A 21,249-nucleotide genomic window follows, 5' to 3' on the forward strand; every position below is an offset into this window, starting at 1 on the left:
GGCGATGCGCTGGAGCGCCATTCTCAAGCGCCTCGCTCTGATCCCGCCGACCCTGCTCGGCGTCGGCGCCATCGTGTTCGTGCTGCTGCGCGTGGTGCCCGGCGATCCCATCGCGATGATGATCCCGCCCGGCGCCTCGCCGGCCGACATTGCGCGGCTGCGCGCGCTCTACGGCCTCGATCAGCCGCTGCTGTCGCAGTTCATCACCTGGCTTGGCCAAGTCGCGTCGGGCGATTTCGGCCGCTCGATCAGCCTGCGCCAGCAGGTGTTCGAATTGGTCAGCGCGCGGCTGCCGGCGACCCTTGAGCTCGCAGCGCTCTCGGTGATCATGGCGCTCGTGATGGGCGGAGCCGTGGCGCTGGTCGGCAGCCTCACGCGCGGCACCCGCGCCGAATGGCTGCTCGACACCGCCAACGGCTTCTTTCTCGCCATTCCTGATTTCCTGTGGGCCCTGATCCTGCTGCTCGGCTTCGGCGTGCTGCTGCCGCTGCTGCCGATTTCCGGCCGGCTCGATCCGCAGCTTGCCGTGGCCTTCCGCACCCACTTCTATCTGATCGAGAGCCTGCTCACCCTGCGCCTCGACGTCGCCGCCGATCTCTTGCGCCATATGTTGCTGCCGTCGCTGGCGCTCGCGCTGCCCTTCGCCGCGCTGGTCGCGCGTCTCCTCAAGGCGCAGCTCGCAGAGGCCGAGGACCAGGACTACGCCCAGATCGCCCGCACCCGCGGATTTTCGCGCACCACGATCCTGCAGCGCGAGGTGTTCCCCAACGCGCTGATCCCGACGGTCGCGCTCTCAGGCGTGCAGGTCACCCTGCTGCTCGGCGGCACCGTGCTGGTCGAGCGCATCTTCTCCTACGAGGGCATCGGCAACATGGCGATCGATGCCGTCATCAACCGCGACTTCCCGCTGATCCAGGGGCTGATCCTGACCTTCGCCGTCCTGTTCATCGCTCTCAATCTCGCCGTCGACCTGCTGGTGGCGCTGCTCGATCCGAGGCTGCGCCATGGTTGACCTGGTTCTTTCTGGCCCGATCACGGCCCAGCCGTCGCGCTGGCGCAGCGCTCTCTCACGCGGCGGCGCGCGGCTGTGGATCGGCGGCGGCCTTGTCGCGCTGCTGCTGCTCATCGCGCTGTTCGCCCCGGTCATCGCGCCGCATGATCCGGCCGAGCAGGATCTGATGTCGGCGCAGCTGCCGCCGGCCTTCATGCGCGGCGGCGAGGCGGCGTTTCCGTTGGGCACCGACAGCCTCGGCCGCTGCGTGCTGTCGCGCCTGATATATTCCGCGCGTACTGCGGTCTCCGTCGCGCTGATCGCCTCGCTGCTCGCTGCGGTCATCGGCATCGCACTCGGCCTGATTGCCGGCGCCTTCGGCGGCTGGATCGATCAGCTGGTGTCGCGGCTGATCGACGTCTGGATGGCGTTCCCGCCGGTGCTGCTGTCGATCGTGCTCGCCGCCGTCATCGGCGCCGGCCTCACCTCGGTCGTTGCTGCGATCGTGGTCGTCGACTGGACCCGCTTCGCCCGCATCACCAGAGCCGAAACGCAGGCGCAGCTCGCGCGCGACTACGCCGCCGCGGCCCGGGTGCTCGGCCTCACCCGCGCGCAGGCGCTGCGGCTCGAGATCCTGCCCAACCTCGTGCCGCTGATCGTCACATTGCTGGCGGTCGAGATGGGCATAGCTATCCTGGTCGAGGTCATCCTGTCCTTCGTCGGCATCTCCGTCACCGGCGACACCGCGAGCTGGGGCGGCATGATCACCGAGGGACGGCAGATCGTCTACCAGGCGCCCTGGATCATGGCGCTGCCGATCGGCGCCGTCATCGTCAGCGTGATCGGCTTCAACCTGCTCGGCGACGGCCTGCGCGCCGCGCTCGATCCGGTGCAGCGCCGATGAGTGCCGTGCTCGACATCGACAATCTCCACGTCGCGATCGGCGCCGCCAATGTGCTGCGCGGCGTCTCCTTGCGCGTCGCGGCCGGCGAGGTCCGCGGGCTCGTCGGCGAATCCGGTGCCGGCAAGTCGATGGTCGGCCGCACCATCTTCGGCCTGCTGCCGGCGAAGGCCGCCATCACGGCCGGCCGCGTGAGCTTCGAGGGGCGCGACCTCCTGGCGATGCCGGACAAGCAGCGCCGCGACCTGCTGGGACGGCGCATCGCGCTGATCCCGCAGGATCCGATGACGTCGCTCAACCCGGTCCGGCGTATCGGCGCGCAGATATGCGCGGTGTTGCAGCTGCATCTGAAGCTGTCGAAGCGTGCCGCGCGCGATCGCGCCGCCGAGCTGCTGAGCGAGGTCGCGATCCGCGATCCCGCTGGCGTCCTCGCACTCTATCCGCACGAGCTCTCCGGCGGCATGCGCCAGCGCGTGCTGATCGCGATGGCCTTCGCCTGTGACCCGTCGCTGGTCATCGCCGACGAGCCGACCACCGCGCTCGACGTCACCGTGCAGCGCCAGGTGCTGCAGCTGGTCGAGCGGATGCGTCAGCGCCACGGCGCCGCGATCCTGTTCGTCACCCATGATCTCGGCGTCGTCGCCAAGGTCTGCCGCAGCATGACCGTTCTGCATGCCGGCCGCGTGCTCGAGGATGGATTGACCTCGGACGTGCTGGTGAAGCCGCACCACGCCTATACGCGCGCGCTGCTGGCGGCAACGCCGCGCGCCGACCGTCCCGCGGATAGTTTAAAGCCGGTGCCTCCGGCGCTGATCGAAAGCTTGTGGGCCGAGGCGCACAGGCTCGATCAGCTCGCGGCGGGGAGGCCGGCATGAGCGAGATCCTGCTGCGCGCCGGCCAGCTCGGCTTCGCCTATCCGGCGCGATCGAAATCGCTGTTCGGCAAGCCGGTCATGCGCGACGTCATCAAGTCGGTCGATCTCGCCGTTTCGCGCGGCGCGGTGCTCGGCCTCGTCGGCGAATCCGGTTCGGGCAAGACCACACTGGGCCGGCTGCTGGTGCGGCTCTTGGAGCCGACGTCGGGCGGCATCCAGTTCGACGGCATCGAGATCAGCCATCTGTCGGAAGCCGCGCTGCGCCCCTTGCGCGCGCGCATCCAGATGATCTTCCAGGATCCGCAATCCTCGCTCAATCCGCGCCTGCCGCTCGCGGTCACCTTGACGCGCCAGCTCGAGGTCTATGGACAGTTGAAAGGCCGGCGCGATCGCCGCGACCGCGCCGCCGCGCTGCTCGATCTCGTCGGCCTGCCGACAGCCTTCGTCGACCGTTATCCGCACGAGCTCTCCGGCGGCCAGCGCCAGCGCGCCGGCATCGCACGCGCGCTGGCGCTGCAGCCGGACTTCATCGTCGCCGACGAGATCGTCTCCGGGCTCGACGTCTCGACCCAGGCGCACATCCTGATGCTGTTGAAGGAGCTGCGCGCCAGGCTCGGGCTGACCGTGGTCTTCATCAGCCATGATCTCTCAGTGATCCGCGTGCTCTGCGACGAGGTCGCCATTCTCAAGGGCGGCGAGGTGGTCGAGCACGGCCCGGTCGGCCGCATCTTCTCCCATCCGCAACACGCCTATACGCGCCAGCTCCTGGCCGCCATTCCGCTCCCCGATGTCGAGCCGGGCTGGCTCGACGACACCTCGCCCCGTGAGCAACCCCAGCAGCAGGGATCAGCCGCATGAGTGCTTCGATCAAGGACTCCGTCGTCGTCATCACCGGCGCCACCGGCGCCATCGCGAAGGCGCTCATCGCCGAGCTGCTCGCCCGCGGCGCTGCGAAGATCTATGCCGCCGCCCGCGACGTCTCCGCGCTCACGGCGTCCGACAGGGTCGTGCCGTTGAAGCTCGACGTCACCAGCGATGGGGACGCGGCAGCCGCCGCCGCACAGGCTTCCGACGCGACGCTGCTGATCAACAATGCCGGCGTCAATCACAACACTGCGTTCATGCTCGCGCCCGATCTCGCCATCGCCACGGAGGAGATCGAGATCAACTACCTCGCGCCGCTGCGGCTGACGCGCGCCTTCGCGCCGGTGCTGATCAAGAACCAGGGGGCCGTGCTCAACATCCTGACCATCCTGGCGCGGGTGAACCTGCCGCTGATGGGCTCCTATTGCGCCTCGAAGGCCGCGGCGCTGAGCCTCACGCAAGGACTGCGCGGCGAACTGACGCCGAAGGGCGTCCACGTCGCCGGCGCGCTGCCCGGTGCCGTCGACACGCGCATGACGGCCGGCCTGCCGATCCCGAAGATGACGCCGGCCGAGGCCGCCAAGGAAATTCTCGACGGCTACGAGACCGGCGAGGAGGACATCTATGTCGGCGACATGGCCAAGGGCATCGCCGCCGGCCTCGCGCAGGATCACAAGGCGGTGGAAAAGCAATTGGCGTCGGGCTAGCACGAACGCCCTGATAAAAGTCGCACCCGGAGCAGCGACGCGAGAAGGTCGACGCGGCAGAGCGCGCGAGGCCTGGAACCGAGATTTCTGCCGCGACGAGGCGTCAGTTCTTCCGATCCCGAAAACTATAGGTGACAGGCCCCAGCGCGGGCCCAGGAGACTGAGACGACTGGCATTGGCTTCCCGAGGCACCGGTTTCCTTTGAAGCCTGCCAGGCGTACGTAAAGGCCAGGGAGCGGCCCGAGAGCGTGGCCGAAGTGCGACAGTCTGCCTTACTCGCTTCTCCGAAGACGGCCGGCCCCTAGGCAGGTTGCAGGAACTGGGTGACGTCCGCCATTTGTTGGGGAACGCGCCTTTTGCCAAGCTCGAAAAGGTCATCGTAGCGCAGCGCGGAAGGAACGCTGCCCTATGGGAGCAGATCGAACCAAGGCGTCGTGAACGAGGGCGGCTGCTTGAGGCCCGGTATAGACAAGGCGTTGCCCGCCTAAGGTCAGATTGATTGAAGCCCCTGGCTCACCCGCCGAGCTTGTCACCCCTAAATGGAGGTGCGGCATGCCCCGGAAGTCAAATACGCCTAGTGAGGCCCGTAACGAGTTCGTGCAGCTCGCGCTTGTCCCGAACGCCAACATTCAGAGCCTTTTTCGGCGGGGATCACCGTTCAATGAGAATACGCGCAGCGGGCGATAACACGCGCCTTTGCCCACGGGACATGAGCGCAGCGCTCGCATCTGAGTTTCAGAGGGAGGATAGTTCCCCAAGCAGTTTCACAGTCAGATCGTCACCAAGTGTGGTTATCAGCGCTGGCCATCGCCCATCAACGGCTTCATGGGCTCCCCATCTGGACTATAGGACGACACGCCGTCTCCGACGGAAAAGGACATCAGGTCGTGTCCGATGACTAATGGACCCTGGTACGTCGCGCGGGTGCGCCGAAGCAGCGCCTCCTCGGGCACATCCTGCACCGGCTTCACCGTCGCGAATACGACATGCGAATAGACCGCCAGCTTCGGCTTTGCGAGCGAGAAGATCCGCCCGGCTTCCTCCGGTGAAGTGTGATGGGCTTCGATAGCACGATAAGAGGGATAATCCTTCACGAGATCAGGTTCGATGATTGCGACCTCGTGAACCAGCAGATCGGCGCCCTTCGCGGCGTTCACGATTCGCTCGTCATATTTGGTGTCACCCGATAGAACGACTTTCTTGCCGCCGTACTCGATCACGTAGCCGAAGGCTGGCTTGATCTTCTCACCGTGGTTGACCTCAATCGCCGTGACCTTCACGCCGCCCTTCTCATAGACGAGTCCGGGCTGAATGTCGTGCGCATTAAATGCCACGCCTTCCGGCGGCAGATGTTCGTCATCCTCGCGAATGCGAATATCCTCCGAGAACGCCTTGGTCAGGTTTTGCGTCATTGCGACGGTTCCGGCCGGCCCGAAGATCACCATCGGTGATTTTCGTGAGGCCCAGGGCGTTCCGATCCAGCCGCTGAGCCACATATCAGGCAAGCCGACAATATGGTCGGAGTGGAGATGCGTGATGAAATGAGCGGTGATGGCGCCGAGCGGAATTCGCTTCTGGAAGAGGCGAATGGTCGAGCCCCGCCCCATATCAAACAGCAATTTCTCGGGTCCGGCCTCGACGAGTGTTGACGCACTGAAGCTTCCGATCCGTGGGGTCGGTGTGCCGGTTCCGAGCAAAGTCACCTTCATCTCATCTGCCGCGGAGGGATTTCCCCACAGCAGAACACAGGCCGCAATTGTAGAGGCAACTAGTCTCACTATGCCAGTTTCGATTGCTTGCATCTGAACACCGAACATTTTCGAGGTTGCTGATAGCAGGGGGGCCTGTGGCCGTCGCCACCTTGATCAGCTTGGTTCATTTAGGGACGCGGCTCGATCGTTGATGTGTGTCTTTCGGCTCAGCGTCAATGGTCGACAAACGTTTGACCAAATCAAATGTGTTCTGCGATGCACAATGCTGCTGTTGGAGATTGTCAAACGACGGTATGTTTCGAAAACGTCACCTCATCCGCCATCCTCCACCCTCAGCCGGAACGTCATGAGCAATTTGAAGGATCCGTCAAACATTGACGAGTATCTCGCGTTTCGTATCTATAATCTTGGAAAGCTCGCCGCGCGGGGCGCGGGCATCATGCTACGGCGGGAGTTGGGGATCGGTCGGCGCGACTGGCGCATTCTTGCTTACGTCGCGCAACGTCCTGGCATGAGCCTGAGCGAACTCGCCGAAGTCGCCGACATCGAGCTGGAGCCTGCAAGTAGAGGGGTTGGTAGGCTCGTGGGCAGCGGAATCATTGCGAAGACAAGGCTCCCCAAAAATAAGCGACGTTTGGCACTTTCGCTGACGGACACTGGACAGGCCCTGTACGAGCAGGCGCAACGGATAACCAAGGCGTACAATAGAGATTTGGCAGCGTGTCTGAGCGATGAAGACGCACATATATTGGACATGCTGCTGAGGAGACTCTCGGAACGAGCTACGGAGCTCACTGATCTGCAGGCAGCCGCTGGCGGCGAAGAAGATATCGTCGAATAGGGTATTCGATGCCGTCATGCCCCCCGGCTGCTGCCATTAGTCGAACCGACGCCAGCTGGAGGCGAGTTCAGCGCATGTGGACAATGCGGGGGGCGCGCCCGAAAACGTCATGAGCTCGGGGAAATTGCGGCGATCGCATCGATGATCATCGTCATTCCGCCGGTATAGTCATTGGGTTTGTCCGAAAGAGGTTTCAGCAGCATTGGCCGCAGCACGCTTGAGCGAGCAACTGGAACGACGTCGCCAAACTCGCAGGCCCAAGTCACTCCAAATGGCATCGGCTATTTGCCTGCGAGCCCGGCGGCCTGAATGATCGGCGCCCACCTCTCGCAGTCTTCCGTTTGAATCGCGCCAAGCTGCGGCGGCCGTTGGCGATGTTGCATCTTTGGCCATCGATCGCTCCACTTCACCTAAGAGCCCTTCTATGCCGAACGCCGCAGTCCGCCGGGCGATCGCTGCCGAACAGTTCATCTTTCTGTGCTTCGGCAGCGCATGCCGCCTTACTACGAATTCATCTCGCCGACAGGATGAATTAATTCGTCGGACAGGACGTAGTAATCTGACCAGCGTTACTCCTTCGTGCAACGCCGTAAGGCGCAACATCTCGAAGGAGACAATCCATGTCGGACAGCAATCAACGACCTCGCCGCAGGATCATGCCCGCGCGGCGCCTGACTCTGCTCGGATCGGCTGCCGTGATCGGTTCGGCGATCGCGCTGTCGGGACCGCTCGGCTATGGCCGCCTGATCAATCAAGCATGGGCGGCGGCGCCTTCCCAGGGCGAGCAGGGCCCCACCGGCTTCGCCGATCTGGTCGCCAAGGTCAGGCCCGCGGTGATCTCCGTCCGCGTCAGTGTCGACGAAGGTGACGAGACCGACATGCTTGGGCCGAACGGGGAGCCGTTCATGCAGGGAACCCCGTTCGAGAAGTTCTTCCGCCAATACGGATTCGCCGACGGCCCGCAAGGCAAGATGCGTCGCCACCAGTTGATTACGGGAGTTGGCTCCGGATTCTTCATCTCGGCCGACGGCTACGCGGTGACCAACAACCATGTCGTGGACCACGCGAAGTCGGTGCAGGTCACCACCGACGACGGCAAGACCTACACCGCCAAAGTCATTGGGACCGACCCGAAGACCGACGTCGCGCTGATCAAGGTCGAAGGCAAGTCGGACTTCACCTATGTCAACCTGGACAGCAAAACGCCGCGCGTCGGTGACTGGGTCGTGGCGGTCGGCAATCCCTATGGCCTCGGGGGCACCGTCACGGCGGGCATCGTCTCGGCGGAAGGCCGCGAGCTCAGCTCAAGCCCCTATGACAACTACATCCAGATCGACGCGCCGATCAACAAGGGCAATTCGGGCGGTCCCACCTTCGATACCAACGGCAATGTTATCGGCGTCAACACCGCGATCTATTCGCCCACAGGCGGCTCGGTCGGCATCGGCTTCGATATACCTGCGCCGACGGTCAAGATGATCGTTGCCCAGCTTAAGGACAAGGGCGTGGTGACCCGGGGCTGGCTCGGCGTGCAGGTCCAGCCGGTGACCGCAGGCATCACAGAAGGCCTCGGCATGAAGAACGCCGCGGGCGCGCTGGTCGACGAAGCAAAGCCGGATACGCCGGCGGCGAAAGCCGGGATTGAACCTGGCGACGTCATTACGGCCGTCAACGGTGAAGCCATCAAGGACTCGCGCGCCCTGGCGGGCCGGATTTCGGCGATGGCCCCCGGAAGCTCCGCAAAGCTCGACATCCTTCGCAAGGGTGAGTCCCGGACCATCGCTGTGACGCTTGCGAACATGCCGAACCAGCAGGAGAAGCAGGCCAGTTCCGACGATCACGACAACGGCTCGGCTCGCGGCGTGCCACATCTCGGTCTGTCAGTCGCGCCCGCAGAGGACGTGGCGGGCGCCGGAAGCAAGGGTGTCGTGGTCACCGCCGTGGATCCCGACGGCCCGGCGGCGGAGCACGGTATGCAGTCCGGTGATGTGATTCTCGATGTCGGCGGCAGGACCGTCGGCACCGTCGCCGAACTGCGCAATGCATTGTCGGAGGCAAGGTCCGCCGGCAAGCGCGACGTGCTGATGCGGGTCAAGTCCGCCGCCAATACCCATTTTGTTGCGGTCCCGATCGGCTGACGCGCCGATACGGAGCCTGCTGCCGGTGCTCTCCCCATCGCCGGCGGCAGGCCACGCGTTGTGTGCGGGATGAACGACGGACATGCGGCGAGCCCCGTGCCGACCCGACGTCTCGGCGAGGGGCGACTCCGCAGAATCGTTGCGGCGGCCAGCGCGTCCTGTGGCCACATCTGACGCATCCGGTACTGAAACGGCAACCGGATGTCGCGAAGTGCGTTTCACGTCAGGGGGCGACCAACGGTGGGGAGTCAGCGCCATGGGCATGGTCAACAAGGAAACACCAACCGAGCGCCTTCCGGCCCGCGCGAAGACGGATCGACTGCATCCGCACGTTACCGGATCCCGGCCGGACTTCCGGCCTGGCTGGACGTCTCGGTCTGTAGGGCGCAGGCGGAGGACAGCGAGATGATGTCGCGGGTGCCGTCGACTGGCTGCAAGTCGGTGGCGAGATGGAGCCGTTTCGCGATCGAGGGACAGCAGCCGGGATACTGGCCGGCAGGATCAAGATCCAGCGCGGGCCTTGGATCTGACGGTCGCTCGGACAAGCGCGCAGAGAGACTGACGCTAAAGCTACCGAGCCGGTGCCAGGTCCGCCAAACCAGTCTCTGCAAGGTCGAGATCGCAGGGTCAAGATCGAGTGCGTCGTGATCGAACCCCTCGGTTTCACAACAAAACGACAGGAGGACGCCATGATCGAGCAGCTCACGAACTTTCCAGACCAGGTCGTCGGGTTCCGCTGCAGCGGCCGGGTGACGAAGGAGGACTATGACAAGGTGCTGGCGCCCGCCGTGCTCGCCGGACTTCAAGCCAACCGGACTCTTCGATTATACTACGAGACCGGCAAGGATTTCACGCTCGATGCCGGCGCAATGTGGGAAGACTTCAAGATCGGCATCGAGCATCTGATGCGCTGGGACAGGATCGCGGTCGTGACCGACATCGAATGGATCCGGACGGCGGTACGTCTCTTCGCGTTCATGATGCCGGCAACGACCAGGGTGTTTTCACTGTCCGAGGCGGCCGAGGCCCACGCCTGGATCGCCGCATGACCAGAGGAGCAGGGTGAGGGGACGCCGCTGCGCGCACCTATCTCACCGCGATGTTCGGCCAGCACGCGACCTACCGACGCGTGGACATGTTCCTCAAGGCCGGCCCGATCGTTCTCGACTTTCTCGAGCGGAAGACGGGCGTCCTGTTCGCGGCGCATCCGGTCCACCTCGCTGGACCATTGAGGCATGTCCGCGGTCTTCTCACCCGCTATGCGATGGACCGGATCGGCGACACACGGAAACACGCCTGGTCATGGGAAACGCACTCGTCGCACGACTTCTCGACAGCATCCATCGCCTTGCCATCGACCTGCGCTTCGACGCCCGCACCGACTTAGAACGATCAGTTCACCTCCATGCGGAAAGATATCCGCAGGAAATGTGCGTTCCCAACCCGAGACCGATCTGACAAAGGAATAATCGCTGGGCTGGATCGCGCCGCTTTGGCCCAAGGAGTCTGGCGGCCCGGGCTGATCGATCTTGTTGTGGCTTCGTCGAGCACGACCACGCGGACCGAACCTCATCGCGGACGGGCGATACCTGCTCGTGATCACCGGCGGGGCCGGTCGGGCCACGGCGTGCCGGCCCGTCCGGTTCTTCGGGCGCCGGCCGGGGCCATTTTCCGAAAGTCCAGACGCGGCGCCGCGAGGGCCCTGGCCCGGCGGGAGTGATGGTTCACAAATCGCAGCAAACTGAAGGACATGCAGATGCCTCACGCCGCACCGTTCGGCTGGCACGATTGCTGCTTACTGAGCCGCCAAACGAGCGCCAGCTCCAGAACAACAGATGCGAGGGGACGTCCGGATGCCAGCCCACAGCTCATTCCTCACCTGAGACCCGGTGACGGGCGAACCCGACTGCGCAGCTTAGCGGGTCCGCCTCGCGCGGCCCGCGTCCAGACGCGCGACGTTGCCCCGGCACGCAATGGAGCCGGCGCGGAAGCGGGTCCTAGGCAGGCCAGAGAGATAGACCGAGTAAGATCAGGGAGAGAAGATACGATGTCTGCAACCATCACAGCGGCCGCGGCGCCGCAGAAGCCGTTCTACCGGATCCTCTATGTGCAGGTCCTGTTCGCGATCGTGCTCGGTGTCGTCGTCGGCTGGCTCTGGCCCGAGCTCGGCAAGAACGAATGGATCAAGGCGTTGGGCGACGGCTTCGTCAAGCTGATCAAGATGGTGATCGCGCCGGTCATCTTCTGCACCGTCGTGTCGGGCATCGCGCATGTCTCCGAGGTCAAGAAGGTCGGGCGCGTCGCCGTCAAGGCGCTGATCTATTTCGAGATCGTCTCGACCTTCGCGCTCGCGCTCGGGCTCATCGTCGGCAATTTCATTCAGCCGGGAGCGGGGTTCCAGGGCCAGAGCAGCAACGCCGCCGCCGTCGCCAGCTACGCCAAGCAGGCGAGCGAGATGAAGTCGGTCGACTTCGTGCTCCACATCATCCCGGACACGGTGGTCGGAGCGTTCGCGCAAGGCGAGATCCTGCAGGTGCTGCTGTTCTCGATTTTGTTCGGCATCGCGCTGATGACGCTCGGTGAGCGCGGCCATACGATGCGCGCCTTCGTCGACGACGCCGCGCATGCGATCTTCGGCGTCATCGCCCTCGTGGTGAAGGCCGCTCCGATCGGCGCCTTCGGCGCCATGGCCTTCACCATCGGCCGCTATGGGCCGCAGGCGCTCGGCAACCTCGCCGGCCTGATCGCGACCTTCTATCTCACGGCGATCGCTTTCGTCGTGATCGTGCTCGGCATCATCGCCCGCATCGCCGGCTTCTCGATCTTCAAGTTCCTCAAATACATCAAGGACGAGCTGCTGATCGTGCTCGGCACCTCGTCGTCCGAGAGCGCGCTGCCGCAGATGATGGAGAAGCTGGAGCGGCTCGGCTGCTCCAAGCCGGTCGTCGGCCTGGTGGTTCCGACCGGCTACTCGTTCAATCTCGACGGCACCAACATCTACATGACGCTGGCGACGCTGTTCATTGCGCAGGCGATGAACGTCCACCTGTCCTTCGGCGAGCAGATCACGATCCTGCTGGTCGCGATGCTGACCTCGAAGGGCGCCTCGGGCATCACCGGCGCAGGCTTCATCACCCTGGCCGGAACGCTGGCGGCCGTGCGCCCGGAGCTCGTTCCGGGCATGGCGATCGTCCTCGGCATCGACAAGTTCATGAGCGAATGCCGCGCCCTGACCAACCTGTGCGGCAACGGCGTCGCCTGCGTGATCGTGGCGTGGTGGGAAGGCGAGCTCGATCGCGACAAGCTGCGCATCGCGCTCGATCGCGATATCGATCCGGCCGATGTCGAGGTCGCCGTCACGACGGGATAGGCCTGCGGTCGCGGGTGGCGCTGCTGTCGCATTCCAGCGTCAGTGGCGCCGTCGTGCCAAAATGTGGCATGCCCGCTTCGTCATCGTCAGGGGCCCGGCGCATCAGTCGGTCAAGCCCAATCGCGATGCCGCCAACATCTCGGATAATCTGCTAGGGTGGCAGCGGGCAGGGGCTCACCGTGGAGGCATCCTGCCTGGCGCCGCAAGGCCGCGCATTCCGACGTGATGACGCAACCGGAGTGACATCGCAGTCCCTCCGTCGCGGCGCGGTCACCCTTGGGGAGGTTGGATGATGGCCGTCGCGCAGTCTGGTGTTCCTCGCATCGTGATCGTCGGCGGCGGTGCCGGCGGCCTGGAGCTCGCGACCCGGCTCGGAGACGGATACGGCCGCAAGGGGAAGCTCGACGTCACCCTGGTCGAGCGCAACCGCACCCATGTCTGGAAGCCGAAGCTGCACGAGATCGCCGCGGGCAGCATGGACCTCTCGGCGCATGAGGTTGACTATCTCGCCCAGGCCTATTGGCACGGCTTCCACTACCGCATCGGCGACATGATCGGCCTCGACCGCGACAAGCGCGAGGTGCTGGTGGCGCCCTATCTCGATGCGGAGGGGCGCGAGGTCACGCCGCGGCGGACCATCCCCTATGACGTGCTCGTCATGGCCATCGGCAGCCAGAACAATGATTTCGGCACGCCCGGCGTCGTCGACCACGCGATCAAGCTGGAATCGCAGCACGACGCCCGGCGTTTCCACGAGCGCATGGTCAACGCCTGCATCCGCGCGCACTCGCAGTCGTCGCCGATCGCCCCGCACCAGCTCAAGGTGGCGATCATCGGCGCCGGCGCGACCGGCGTCGAGCTGGCCGCCGAGCTGCATCGAACGACCCGCGAGGTGGTGGCCTATGGCCTCGACCAGGTCGATGCCGAGAAGGACATCCGGATCACGCTGATCGAAGCCGCGGGCCGGGTGTTGCCGGCCTTGCCCGAGCGGGTGTCGCGCGAGACCGAGAAGCTGCTCGCAAAGCTCGGCGTCGAGGTGCTGGTCGGCGCCAAGGTCGCCGAGGTCGGGCCCGACAAGGTGAGCCTCGCCGACGGCCGCGTCATTCCGGCCGAGCTGATCGTCTGGGCCGCGGGCGTCAAGGCGCCCGACTTCCTGAAGGACATCGCGGGGCTGGAGACCAACCGCATCAACCAGCTCGTGGTGAGGCAGACCCTGCAGACCACGCGCGACGAGCGCGTCTTCGCGATCGGCGACTGCTCGGCCTGCTCCTGGGGCGAGCGCGGCAACGTGCCGCCGCGGGCGCAGGCGGCGCATCAGCAGGCCTCGCACCTCTACAAGCAGATCCCGCGCTTCGTCAGGGGCGAGCCGCTGGCGGACTACCGCTATCACGATTTCGGCTCCCTGGTGTCGCTCGGCGAGTTCAGCACGGTCGGCTCGATGATGGGCGCGCTGGTCGGCGGCAATCTGGTGTTCGAAGGCCTGTTCGCGCGGATGATGTATCTGTCGCTTTACAAGATGCACGAATACGCGCTGCACGGCTTCGCCAAGGTGACCCTGGACACGCTGGCGCGGCTGATCACCCGCCGCACCGAGCCGCACGTCAAGCTGCACTGACGAGGGTGCCCAGGGCGCCGGCGTGGCCGATTTTGTTGTCGCCTATGGCCCGGCAAGGCCTTAGACTTGCAGAACAATTGCGGATACGGCAGGCGCGGCCCGGTGCATGGGCCTGGGAGCGATGGGCCTGGAAAAGGGAATGACGGACCTTCCATTCCGGATCGGCCTCGAGCGACATCCCGACGTCACTGCGGTGGTCCGCAGGCGCGCGGGCTTGGTCGTTCGCGGAGTGATGGCGGCTGCGCTGGTCGGCGTTGCGGCCTGGTTCGGCTATGCCATTGCCTTTTCCCACGGGCTCGATCAGCGGCACGCCACGGCCCAGCAGCGGCTGGCGGTCGAGGCCGCGCAGCTCGACGGCTACCTCTCGCGCTTCGAATATCTGCCGTCGCTGCTGGAGACCTCGCCCGATGTCTTCCGGCTGCTCGGCACGCCGGACGATCGCGCGCTGCAGCAGAGCGTCAGCCTGCATCTGAAGTCGATCAATCTGCTGGCCGGCGCCGACAACCTCTATGTCCTCACCGTCGCCGGTGATGCGATCGCCGCCGCCGATTTCGACCAGCCGGGCACGCCGGTCGGCAGCAACCTGTCCTACCGGCCTTATATGCGCCAGGCGCTGGCGACCGGCCGCGGCGCGTTCTTCGGCATCGGCATCACCAGCGCGCGCGCCGGCTATTACCTGTCCTATGCCGTCAAGCAACAGGGACGGACGATCGGCGTCGCCGTCGTCAAGGTCAATCTCGATGCCTTCGAGCGCGAATGGCGCAACCGCGGTGCCGACATGCTTCTGGTCGACGCCCGCGGCGTCACCATTCTCGCCTCGCGCGACGAATGGCGCTTCCGCCCGTTGACGCCGCTCTCGGTGGATGCGCTCGAGGAAATCGCGACGTCGAAGCCCTATGGCAGTTCCAGCCTCGCGCCGCTCGGCTGGACCTTCATGGAGAGGACCGATCGCGGCGGTCAGGTCGCGACCGAGCGTGGCGCGGTCTACAGCGTCGACGAGCGTCCGCTCAACGGGCGGCAATGGCAGCTGCTGCTGCTCGACGACGAGGCGCCGATCCGGCGGACGGCCTTGATCATCGGCACGCTCTCGGGTCTCGCCAGCATCGTGGCGCTGCTGGCGTTCGGCCTGCTGGCGCAGCGACGCCGCGAGATCCGGCAGCGGCTGGCGAGCCAGGCCGCGCTGCAGGCCGCCAATGACAGGCTGGAAATGCGGGTGCAGGAGCGCACCGCCGAATTGCGCGCCGCGCAGGACGAACTCGTCCATGCCGGCAAGCTCGCCGTGCTCGGCCAGATGTCGGCGGGCATGGTGCACGAGATCAACCAGCCGCTCGCGGCGCTGCAGACCGCCTCCGACAATGCCGTGCAATTCGTCGATCGCGGCATGATCGGCGAGGCGCGCGGCAATCTCATCCGCATCGGCGAGCTGGTCCGCCGTCTCGCGCGCCTGACCGGCCAGTTGCGCGTGTTCGCCTACAAATCGAACGCGCCGCTCGATGCGGTCGCGGTCGAGCAGGCGCTGTCCGAGACGTTCAAGATCCTCGGCGCGCGGGTGAAAGACGGCCATGTCGACGTGACCATCGATCTCGCGCCCGAGCTTCATGTCAGGGCCGATCAGATCCGGCTCGAGCAACTGCTCTGCAACATCGTCGCCAACGCGCTCGATGCCGTCGAGGGCGCCGCGCGGAAGTCCATCCACATCCACGCCGTGCGTGAGGAGGGGCAGTGCCGTATCGCCATCGCCAACAGCGGCCCGGTGATCGCCGCCGATGTCCTGCCGCACCTGTTCGAGCCCTTCGTCACGACTAAGCCGGCCGGCAAGGGCCTCGGGCTTGGGCTCGTCATCGCCAACCACATCGCACGGTCATTCGGCGGCGAGCTGCGGGCGCGGAATCTCGAGCCGGCCGGCGCCGAATTCATCGTGCTGCTGCCGCTCGCCGATTGAAGAGGTCCCCGCATGACTCCTGAGCAACCGGTCGGCGTGATTTATGTCGAGGACGACGAGGATGTCCGCATCGGCGCCGTCCAGGCGCTGCAGCTCGCCGGCCTCCCGGTGACGCCGTTCGCCTCCGCCGAAGCCGCCGGCGCAATCGTCCGCGCCGACATGCCGTTCGTGGTGGTGTCCGACGTGCGGCTGCGCGGCAAGAGCGGCACCGAGTGGCTGTCCGAGCTGCACCGGCTCGATCCCGACCTGCCGGTCATCCTGGTCACCGGCCACGGCGACATCTCGATGGCCGTGGACGCGATGCGCAACGGCGCCTACGACTTCATCGAGAAGCCGTGTTCGTCGGAGCAGCTCGTCTCCGTCGTGCGCCGCGCGCTCGACAAGCGTCGCCTGACGCTCGAAGTCCGCACCTTGCGCTCGGCGCTCGCCGACCGCCAGGGCATCGAAGCGAGCCTGCTCGGGCGCTCGCCGCAGATCCAGGAGGTGCGCCGCCTCGTCGCCAATCTGGCCTCGACCAATGTCGACGTGACGATCTATGGCGAGACCGGCACCGGCAAGGACGTCGTCGCCCGTTGCCTGCACGCTCACAGCGCCCGGCGCGGCGGCAACTATGTCGCGGTGAATTGCGGCGGCCTGCCGGAGTCGCTGGTCGAGAGCGAATTGTTCGGCCACGAGGCCGGCGCCTTCACCGGCGCGACCAAGCAGCGGATCGGCAAGATCGAATACGCCCATGGCGGCACGCTGTTCCTCGACGAAATCGAGAGCATGCCGCTCAGCGTGCAGGTGAAGCTGCTGCGGGCGTTGCAGGACCGCTCGGTCGAGCGCGTCGGCTCCAACAAGCCTGTGGCGGTGGATTGCCGCGTGGTGGCGGCCAGCAAGGCCAATCTGTTCGAGCTCAGCGAGCAGAAGCTGTTCCGCGCCGACCTGTATTATCGTCTCGGCGTCGCCTTCATCGAGCTGCCTCCGTTGCGCGAACGCCGCGAGGACATCCCGATCCTGTTCGAGCACTTCACTCTCGAGGCCGCCAAGCGGTTCGAGCGCGACGCGCCGATCGTGAACGAGCAGACCATGTCGCTGCTGCTCGGCTACTCATGGCCGGGCAATGTGCGTGAGCTGCGCAACGTCGCCGACCGCTTCGTGCTCGGTGTGCTCGACCGCAAGGTCCTCGACCGCTCGGGCGCCGCAGGCTCCGAGCTGTCGCTGCCACGGCAGTTGGAGAACATCGAGCGCTCGATCATCGAGGATGCGTTGCGCCGCAAGCTCGGCGACGTGCCGGCGACCGCGGCGCTGCTGAGCATTCCGAAGCAGACGCTTTACGACAAGATCAAGCGGCTCGCCGTCAAGGTCGACGGCATCCGCGAGGGCGCGCCGGCGCGGCCTCAGTCCTGACCGCGGCTGCATCGCCACCGTCGACGCCGACCACTGCGCTCACCTGAGGCAGGAAGGCCTCGTTCCATGCCGGCGATCAGGAACGAATGCCGCAGCACGCTTGTTGAAACATCATGACAGGCAGAGACACCCGCGACCTGCGCTCCGGCGCCTACGACCCCGTCAGCAAGGACGGTCTGCCGCAGCCGCAACAGGTCAAGGATGAAACGACGCCCCGCCAGCAGGAGCAGTGGGGCGCCGACGTGCGGGCCGAGCCCTTGCCCGGCACCGAGCCGGTGCTTCCCGAAGGGCTCAGGCGCGAGCGGCGTGATCCGCTCAATCGCAACACCGGTCGCCGCGACACCGGCTAGGGCATGATCCGGAAAAGCGGAAGCCGGTTTTCCGAAAAGATCATGCTCAAACAAAAGGATAAGATCATGATGCGATTCCGCGGAATCGCATCATGATCTAGGGCGCGGCGACCCAGCGCCTACTTCGCCGCGACCACCATGATCTCGACGGTGTATTGCGGCGCGGCAAGTCCGGCCTCGACAGTGGCGCGAGCCGGGGTATTGCCGGCCGAGACCCAGCCATCCCACACGGCGTTCATTTCGCCGAACGTCTTGATGTCGGTGAGGTAGATCGTCGCCGACAACAGCTTCGACTTGTCGGTGCCGGCCTTGGCGAGGTGGCCGTCGATGATCGAGAGAATCTCCTCGGTCTGCTTGGTCACGCTTTCACCGGCCGTCTTTTGCGCGACGACTCCGGCGAGATAGACGGTATTGCCGTGAACGACGACCTGGCTCATGCGCGGGCCAATTTCGAAACGCTGGATCGACATCGAAGAACTCCTCAAAAGGTCAATTCGGGGCCTCTCCCTAGCGCGTGCGGCGCGGCAACGCCAGTCGGCTGACCGGCCACTCTCGCCATCTTGGCGCGTGCGACCTTGCGTTGTCGACGGCGCCGCGACACACGGACCGCGGCAATTCACGATGATCCCGCCGCGTCGCGCTGCAAAGCGGGCTTGCCCATGGGGCAGGCAAAGGCGGAGCGTTTTCCGCGCTTGCACAGATATTTGAGACATGAAACATTCTCCTCGAGGTTCCTTTTTTGAAATGCGGAGGGGCGTGATGCGGAAACGATCGATGCTGGCGGCACTCGCGGCGATGGCTTTGGTGACGAGCGTGGGGCCGACATTCGCACAGCAGACGATCCGCGTCGGCTGGACCATCCCGGCGGAAGAATCCAAATACTGGATGATGAAGCGGCCGACCGAATTTCCGGATATCGGCAAGACCTACAACATCGAATGGACCCAGTTCCAGGGGACGGCACCGATGACGCAGGCGCTTGCCGCCGGCGCGCTCGACTGCGCCACGCAGGCGCCGCTGTCACTCGCGAACGGCGTCGTCGGCGGCGGCCTCAAGGCCTACATCGTCGCGCAGCACGTCTATGAGAAGCCGGGCGGCTTCTCGGTCTACTGGGCGGTCAAGGACGATTCGCCGATCAAGACCATCGCCGATCTCAAGGGCAAGACCGTCGGCATCTCCGTGATCGGCGGCGGCACGCAGGGACCGTTCAACCTGCTGCTCAAGCAGGCCGGGCTCGATCCCGCCAAGGACATCAAGCTGGTCGAGGTCGGCTTCGCAGTCGCCGAGGACGCGCTGCGCCAGGGCCGCGTCGACGCCGTCAACATGAACCAGCCGTTCGCGGCGCGCGCCGAGGCCAAGGGCGGCACCCGCAAGCTGTTCCAGCTCTCCGAGGCGATGCCGAACATCGTCCACATCCTCGAAGCCTGCCGCGCCGACTTCGTCGACAAGAACCCGGATCTGGTGAAGGCCTATGTCCGCGACATCACCGCCGGCATGAAGAAGGCGCTCGCCAATCGCGAGGAGACGCTGAAGGTCGTGTCCGAAGTCATGAAGGTGCCGGTGCCGGTCATCGACACCTATCTGCTCAAAGACAACGATTTCGGCCGCGACCCCGTGGCTGCGCCGAACTTCCCGGCGATCCAGAAGATGCTCGACATCTACGCCGAGACCGGCATGCTGCCGAAGCTCGACGTCGCCCAGTTCAAGCATCCCACCATCGTCGCGCCGATCCAGTAGGACGCCTGCGGAGCCTGTCTCGATGAGGAAGCTGCGCTCGCGCGTCACGGTGGAGGGGCTCGACCGCGCTCCGCACCGCGCCTTCATGCGCGCGATGGGGCTGGATGACGCCGACATCGCCAAGCCGATGATCGGTGTCGTCAGCCAGAAGGGCGAGCAGACGCCCTGCAACATGACGCACGACTTCCAGGTCGACGCGGCGAAGACGGGAATCTCCGAAGCCGGCGGCACGCCGCGCGAGTTCGCCACCGTCTCGGTCTCCGACGGCATCAGCATGAACCACGAGGGAATGAAGTTCTCTCTGTTCTCGCGCGAGCTGATCGCCGATTCGATCGAGGCCGTGGTCCACGGCCTCGCCTATGATGCGCTGATCGGCTTCGGCGGCTGCGACAAGACCTTGCCCGGCGTGATGATGGGCATGGTCCGCTGCAACGTGCCCTCGATCTTCATCTATGGCGGCAGCGCGCTGCCCGGCAAGTACCAGGGCAGGACGCTGACGGTGCTCGATTCGTATGAAGCCGTCGGCAGCTACATGACCGGCGAGATCGATGCACAGACGCTCGAAGGCATCGAGCGGTCCTGCCTGCCGACGATCGGCGCCTGCGCCGGGCAATTTACCGCCAACACCATGGGCATGCTGTCGGAGGCAATGGGCCTGTCGATGCCCAACGTCTCGATGATCCCCGGCGTCTATGCCGAGCGCGCCCACGTGGCGCGGCAGGCCGGACGCCTGATCATGCAGATGCTCGCGCGTGGCGGCCCGCTGCCGCGCGACCTCGTGACCCGGAAGGCGCTGGAGAACGGCGCGGCGATCGTCGCGGCGACCGGCGGCTCCACCAACGCGGCGCTGCATCTGCCGGCGATCGCCAATGAGGCCGGCATCCGCTTCACGCTCGACGATGTCGGCGAGGTGTTCGCGCGCACGCCGCTGATCGGCAATCTCAGGCCGGGCGGCAAGTACACCGCCAAGGACGTCTACGACATCGGCGGCGCCGCCGTGGTGATCCGCGCGCTGATCGAGAGCGGCCACATCGACGGCTCCTGCCTCACGGTGACGGGCCGCACGCTGGCCGAGGAATACGGCGCGGCCAACGCGCCGGACGGCGAGATCGTGTTCAGCCCGGCCAGGCCGATCATGGCCGACGGTGGCGTCGCCGTGCTCAAGGGCAACCTCGCGCCCGATGGCGCCGTCATCAAGGTTGCCGGCCTCAAGAACCTGGTGTTCGAGGGCCGTGCACGGGTGTTCGAAGACGAAGAGACCTGCGTCGCGGCCGTGCGCGCGCGCAACTATCAAGCCGGCGAGGTGCTGATCATCCGCAACGAAGGACCGGTCGGCGGTCCCGGCATGCGCGAGATGCTCGGTGTCACCGCGCTGATCTATGGTCAGGGCATGGGCGAGAAGGTCGCGCTGATCACCGATGGCCGCTTCTCCGGAGCCACCCGTGGCCTGTGCATCGGCTACGTCTCCCCGGAAGCCTTCGTCGGCGGTCCGCTGGCGCTGGTGCAGGATGGCGATCCGATCCGCATCGATGCGAAGGCGCGCACGCTCGACGTGCTGCTCGATGAGCGCGAGCTCGCCGCGCGTCGCAGCGCGTGGTCGCAGCGCCCGCCGCGGCACAGGGCAGGAGCACTGGCGAAATACGCGAAACTCGTTGGGCAGGCACCGCTCGGCGCCGTGACTCACGAGGGGCCGGCCGAATGGCCCTGGTTCGATCAGGACCGGGAATGATCCGCGCGTGGCGACGATTGGCAGGTTTCTTGCTAATCTGCGGCAGTCCGTCTTGCCTGATTTCACGGAGCGTTTGAGCGTGCTGCATC

General features: G+C 65.5%; 18 protein-coding genes. 16 read left to right on the forward strand and 2 right to left on the reverse strand.

All coding sequences use genetic code 11. The features are described 5' to 3' along the window. Window positions 1-4 precede the first annotated feature (4 nt). From ACQR10_RS28565 to ACQR10_RS28585, 5 genes are read left to right on the forward strand one after another with little or no spacing between them, the layout of a single operon-like run. Window positions 5-1,012: an ABC transporter permease gene (locus tag ACQR10_RS28565; RefSeq protein ID WP_316178414.1), complete on the forward strand. Its 1,008-nt coding sequence runs from the start codon at window positions 5-7 to the stop codon at window positions 1,010-1,012. Further along, window positions 1,005-1,895, forward strand: coding sequence for an ABC transporter permease (locus ACQR10_RS28570; protein WP_434912151.1), 891 nt, complete (start codon window positions 1,005-1,007; stop codon window positions 1,893-1,895). Before ACQR10_RS28565 ends, ACQR10_RS28570 begins: the two co-directional genes overlap by 8 nt. Continuing rightward, window positions 1,892-2,767 (forward strand): ABC transporter ATP-binding protein, encoded by an 876-nt coding sequence (locus ACQR10_RS28575; protein ID WP_434912152.1) that lies wholly within the window; start codon window positions 1,892-1,894, stop codon window positions 2,765-2,767. Before ACQR10_RS28570 ends, ACQR10_RS28575 begins: the two co-directional genes overlap by 4 nt. Beyond that, window positions 2,764-3,624, forward strand: coding sequence for an ATP-binding cassette domain-containing protein (locus tag ACQR10_RS28580; RefSeq protein ID WP_434839780.1), 861 nt, complete (start codon window positions 2,764-2,766; stop codon window positions 3,622-3,624). Before ACQR10_RS28575 ends, ACQR10_RS28580 begins: the two co-directional genes overlap by 4 nt. Next, window positions 3,621-4,337 carry an SDR family oxidoreductase gene (locus ACQR10_RS28585; RefSeq protein ID WP_315802397.1) on the forward strand — a complete coding sequence of 239 codons (717 nt, stop codon included), beginning with the start codon at window positions 3,621-3,623 and terminating at the stop codon, window positions 4,335-4,337. The genes ACQR10_RS28580 and ACQR10_RS28585 overlap by 4 nt, the downstream gene beginning before the upstream one ends. A 794-nt stretch (window positions 4,338-5,131) precedes the next feature. On the opposite strand, the gene ACQR10_RS28590 is transcribed toward ACQR10_RS28585, so the two are convergent. Beyond that, window positions 5,132-6,046 (reverse strand): MBL fold metallo-hydrolase, encoded by a 915-nt coding sequence (locus ACQR10_RS28590; protein ID WP_316218434.1) that lies wholly within the window; start codon window positions 6,044-6,046, stop codon window positions 5,132-5,134. A gap of 349 nt (window positions 6,047-6,395) precedes the next feature. On the opposite strand from ACQR10_RS28590, the gene ACQR10_RS28595 reads away from it, so the two are divergent. From ACQR10_RS28595 to ACQR10_RS28635, 9 genes are all read left to right on the forward strand, one after another. Further along, a complete protein-coding gene (locus ACQR10_RS28595) occupies window positions 6,396-6,890 on the forward strand; it encodes a MarR family winged helix-turn-helix transcriptional regulator (protein ID WP_434886951.1) in 495 nt (164 codons plus the stop codon). Between the two features lie 620 nt (window positions 6,891-7,510). Beyond that, window positions 7,511-9,028 carry a Do family serine endopeptidase gene (locus tag ACQR10_RS28600; RefSeq protein WP_434912153.1) on the forward strand — a complete coding sequence of 506 codons (1,518 nt, stop codon included), beginning with the start codon at window positions 7,511-7,513 and terminating at the stop codon, window positions 9,026-9,028. A 689-nt stretch (window positions 9,029-9,717) separates the two neighbouring features. After that, window positions 9,718-10,077, forward strand: a complete 360-nt coding sequence (locus ACQR10_RS28605; RefSeq protein ID WP_316218437.1) for an STAS/SEC14 domain-containing protein — start codon at window positions 9,718-9,720, stop codon at window positions 10,075-10,077. 86 nt (window positions 10,078-10,163) lie between these two features. After that, window positions 10,164-10,415, forward strand: coding sequence for a hypothetical protein (locus ACQR10_RS28610; RefSeq protein ID WP_316218438.1), 252 nt, complete (start codon window positions 10,164-10,166; stop codon window positions 10,413-10,415). A gap of 660 nt (window positions 10,416-11,075) precedes the next feature. Then, window positions 11,076-12,398: a dicarboxylate/amino acid:cation symporter gene (locus tag ACQR10_RS28615; protein ID WP_316218439.1), complete on the forward strand. Its 1,323-nt coding sequence runs from the start codon at window positions 11,076-11,078 to the stop codon at window positions 12,396-12,398. Between the two features lie 292 nt (window positions 12,399-12,690). Then, on the forward strand, window positions 12,691-14,013 hold the full coding sequence (locus ACQR10_RS28620; protein WP_316218462.1) for an NAD(P)/FAD-dependent oxidoreductase: 1,323 nt from the start codon (window positions 12,691-12,693) through the stop codon (window positions 14,011-14,013). A gap of 139 nt (window positions 14,014-14,152) precedes the next feature. After that, window positions 14,153-15,955: a sensor histidine kinase gene (locus ACQR10_RS28625; protein WP_316218440.1), complete on the forward strand. Its 1,803-nt coding sequence runs from the start codon at window positions 14,153-14,155 to the stop codon at window positions 15,953-15,955. 12 nt (window positions 15,956-15,967) lie between these two features. Beyond that, on the forward strand, window positions 15,968-17,344 hold the full coding sequence (locus ACQR10_RS28630) for a sigma-54-dependent transcriptional regulator (RefSeq protein WP_316218441.1): 1,377 nt from the start codon (window positions 15,968-15,970) through the stop codon (window positions 17,342-17,344). Window positions 17,345-17,457: 113 nt separating this feature from the next. After that, on the forward strand, window positions 17,458-17,694 hold the full coding sequence (locus ACQR10_RS28635) for a hypothetical protein (RefSeq protein ID WP_316218442.1): 237 nt from the start codon (window positions 17,458-17,460) through the stop codon (window positions 17,692-17,694). A gap of 119 nt (window positions 17,695-17,813) precedes the next feature. Here the strand turns inward: ACQR10_RS28635 and ACQR10_RS28640 are convergent, their stop codons facing one another. Continuing rightward, window positions 17,814-18,164: a RidA family protein gene (locus tag ACQR10_RS28640; protein WP_316218443.1), complete on the reverse strand. Its 351-nt coding sequence runs from the start codon at window positions 18,162-18,164 to the stop codon at window positions 17,814-17,816. Window positions 18,165-18,453: 289 nt separating this feature from the next. Here ACQR10_RS28640 and ACQR10_RS28645 point away from each other — a divergent pair, with 289 nt between their 5' ends. Next, on the forward strand, window positions 18,454-19,431 hold the full coding sequence (locus ACQR10_RS28645; protein WP_316218444.1) for an ABC transporter substrate-binding protein: 978 nt from the start codon (window positions 18,454-18,456) through the stop codon (window positions 19,429-19,431). Between the two features lie 22 nt (window positions 19,432-19,453). Then, a complete protein-coding gene (gene ilvD, locus ACQR10_RS28650) occupies window positions 19,454-21,160 on the forward strand; it encodes a dihydroxy-acid dehydratase (protein WP_316218445.1) in 1,707 nt (568 codons plus the stop codon). Window positions 21,161-21,249 lie beyond the last annotated feature (89 nt).

The sequence above is a fragment of the Bradyrhizobium sp. HKCCYLRH2060 genome, assembly GCF_051168135.1.
Classification (GTDB): Bacteria; Pseudomonadota; Alphaproteobacteria; order Rhizobiales; family Xanthobacteraceae; genus Bradyrhizobium.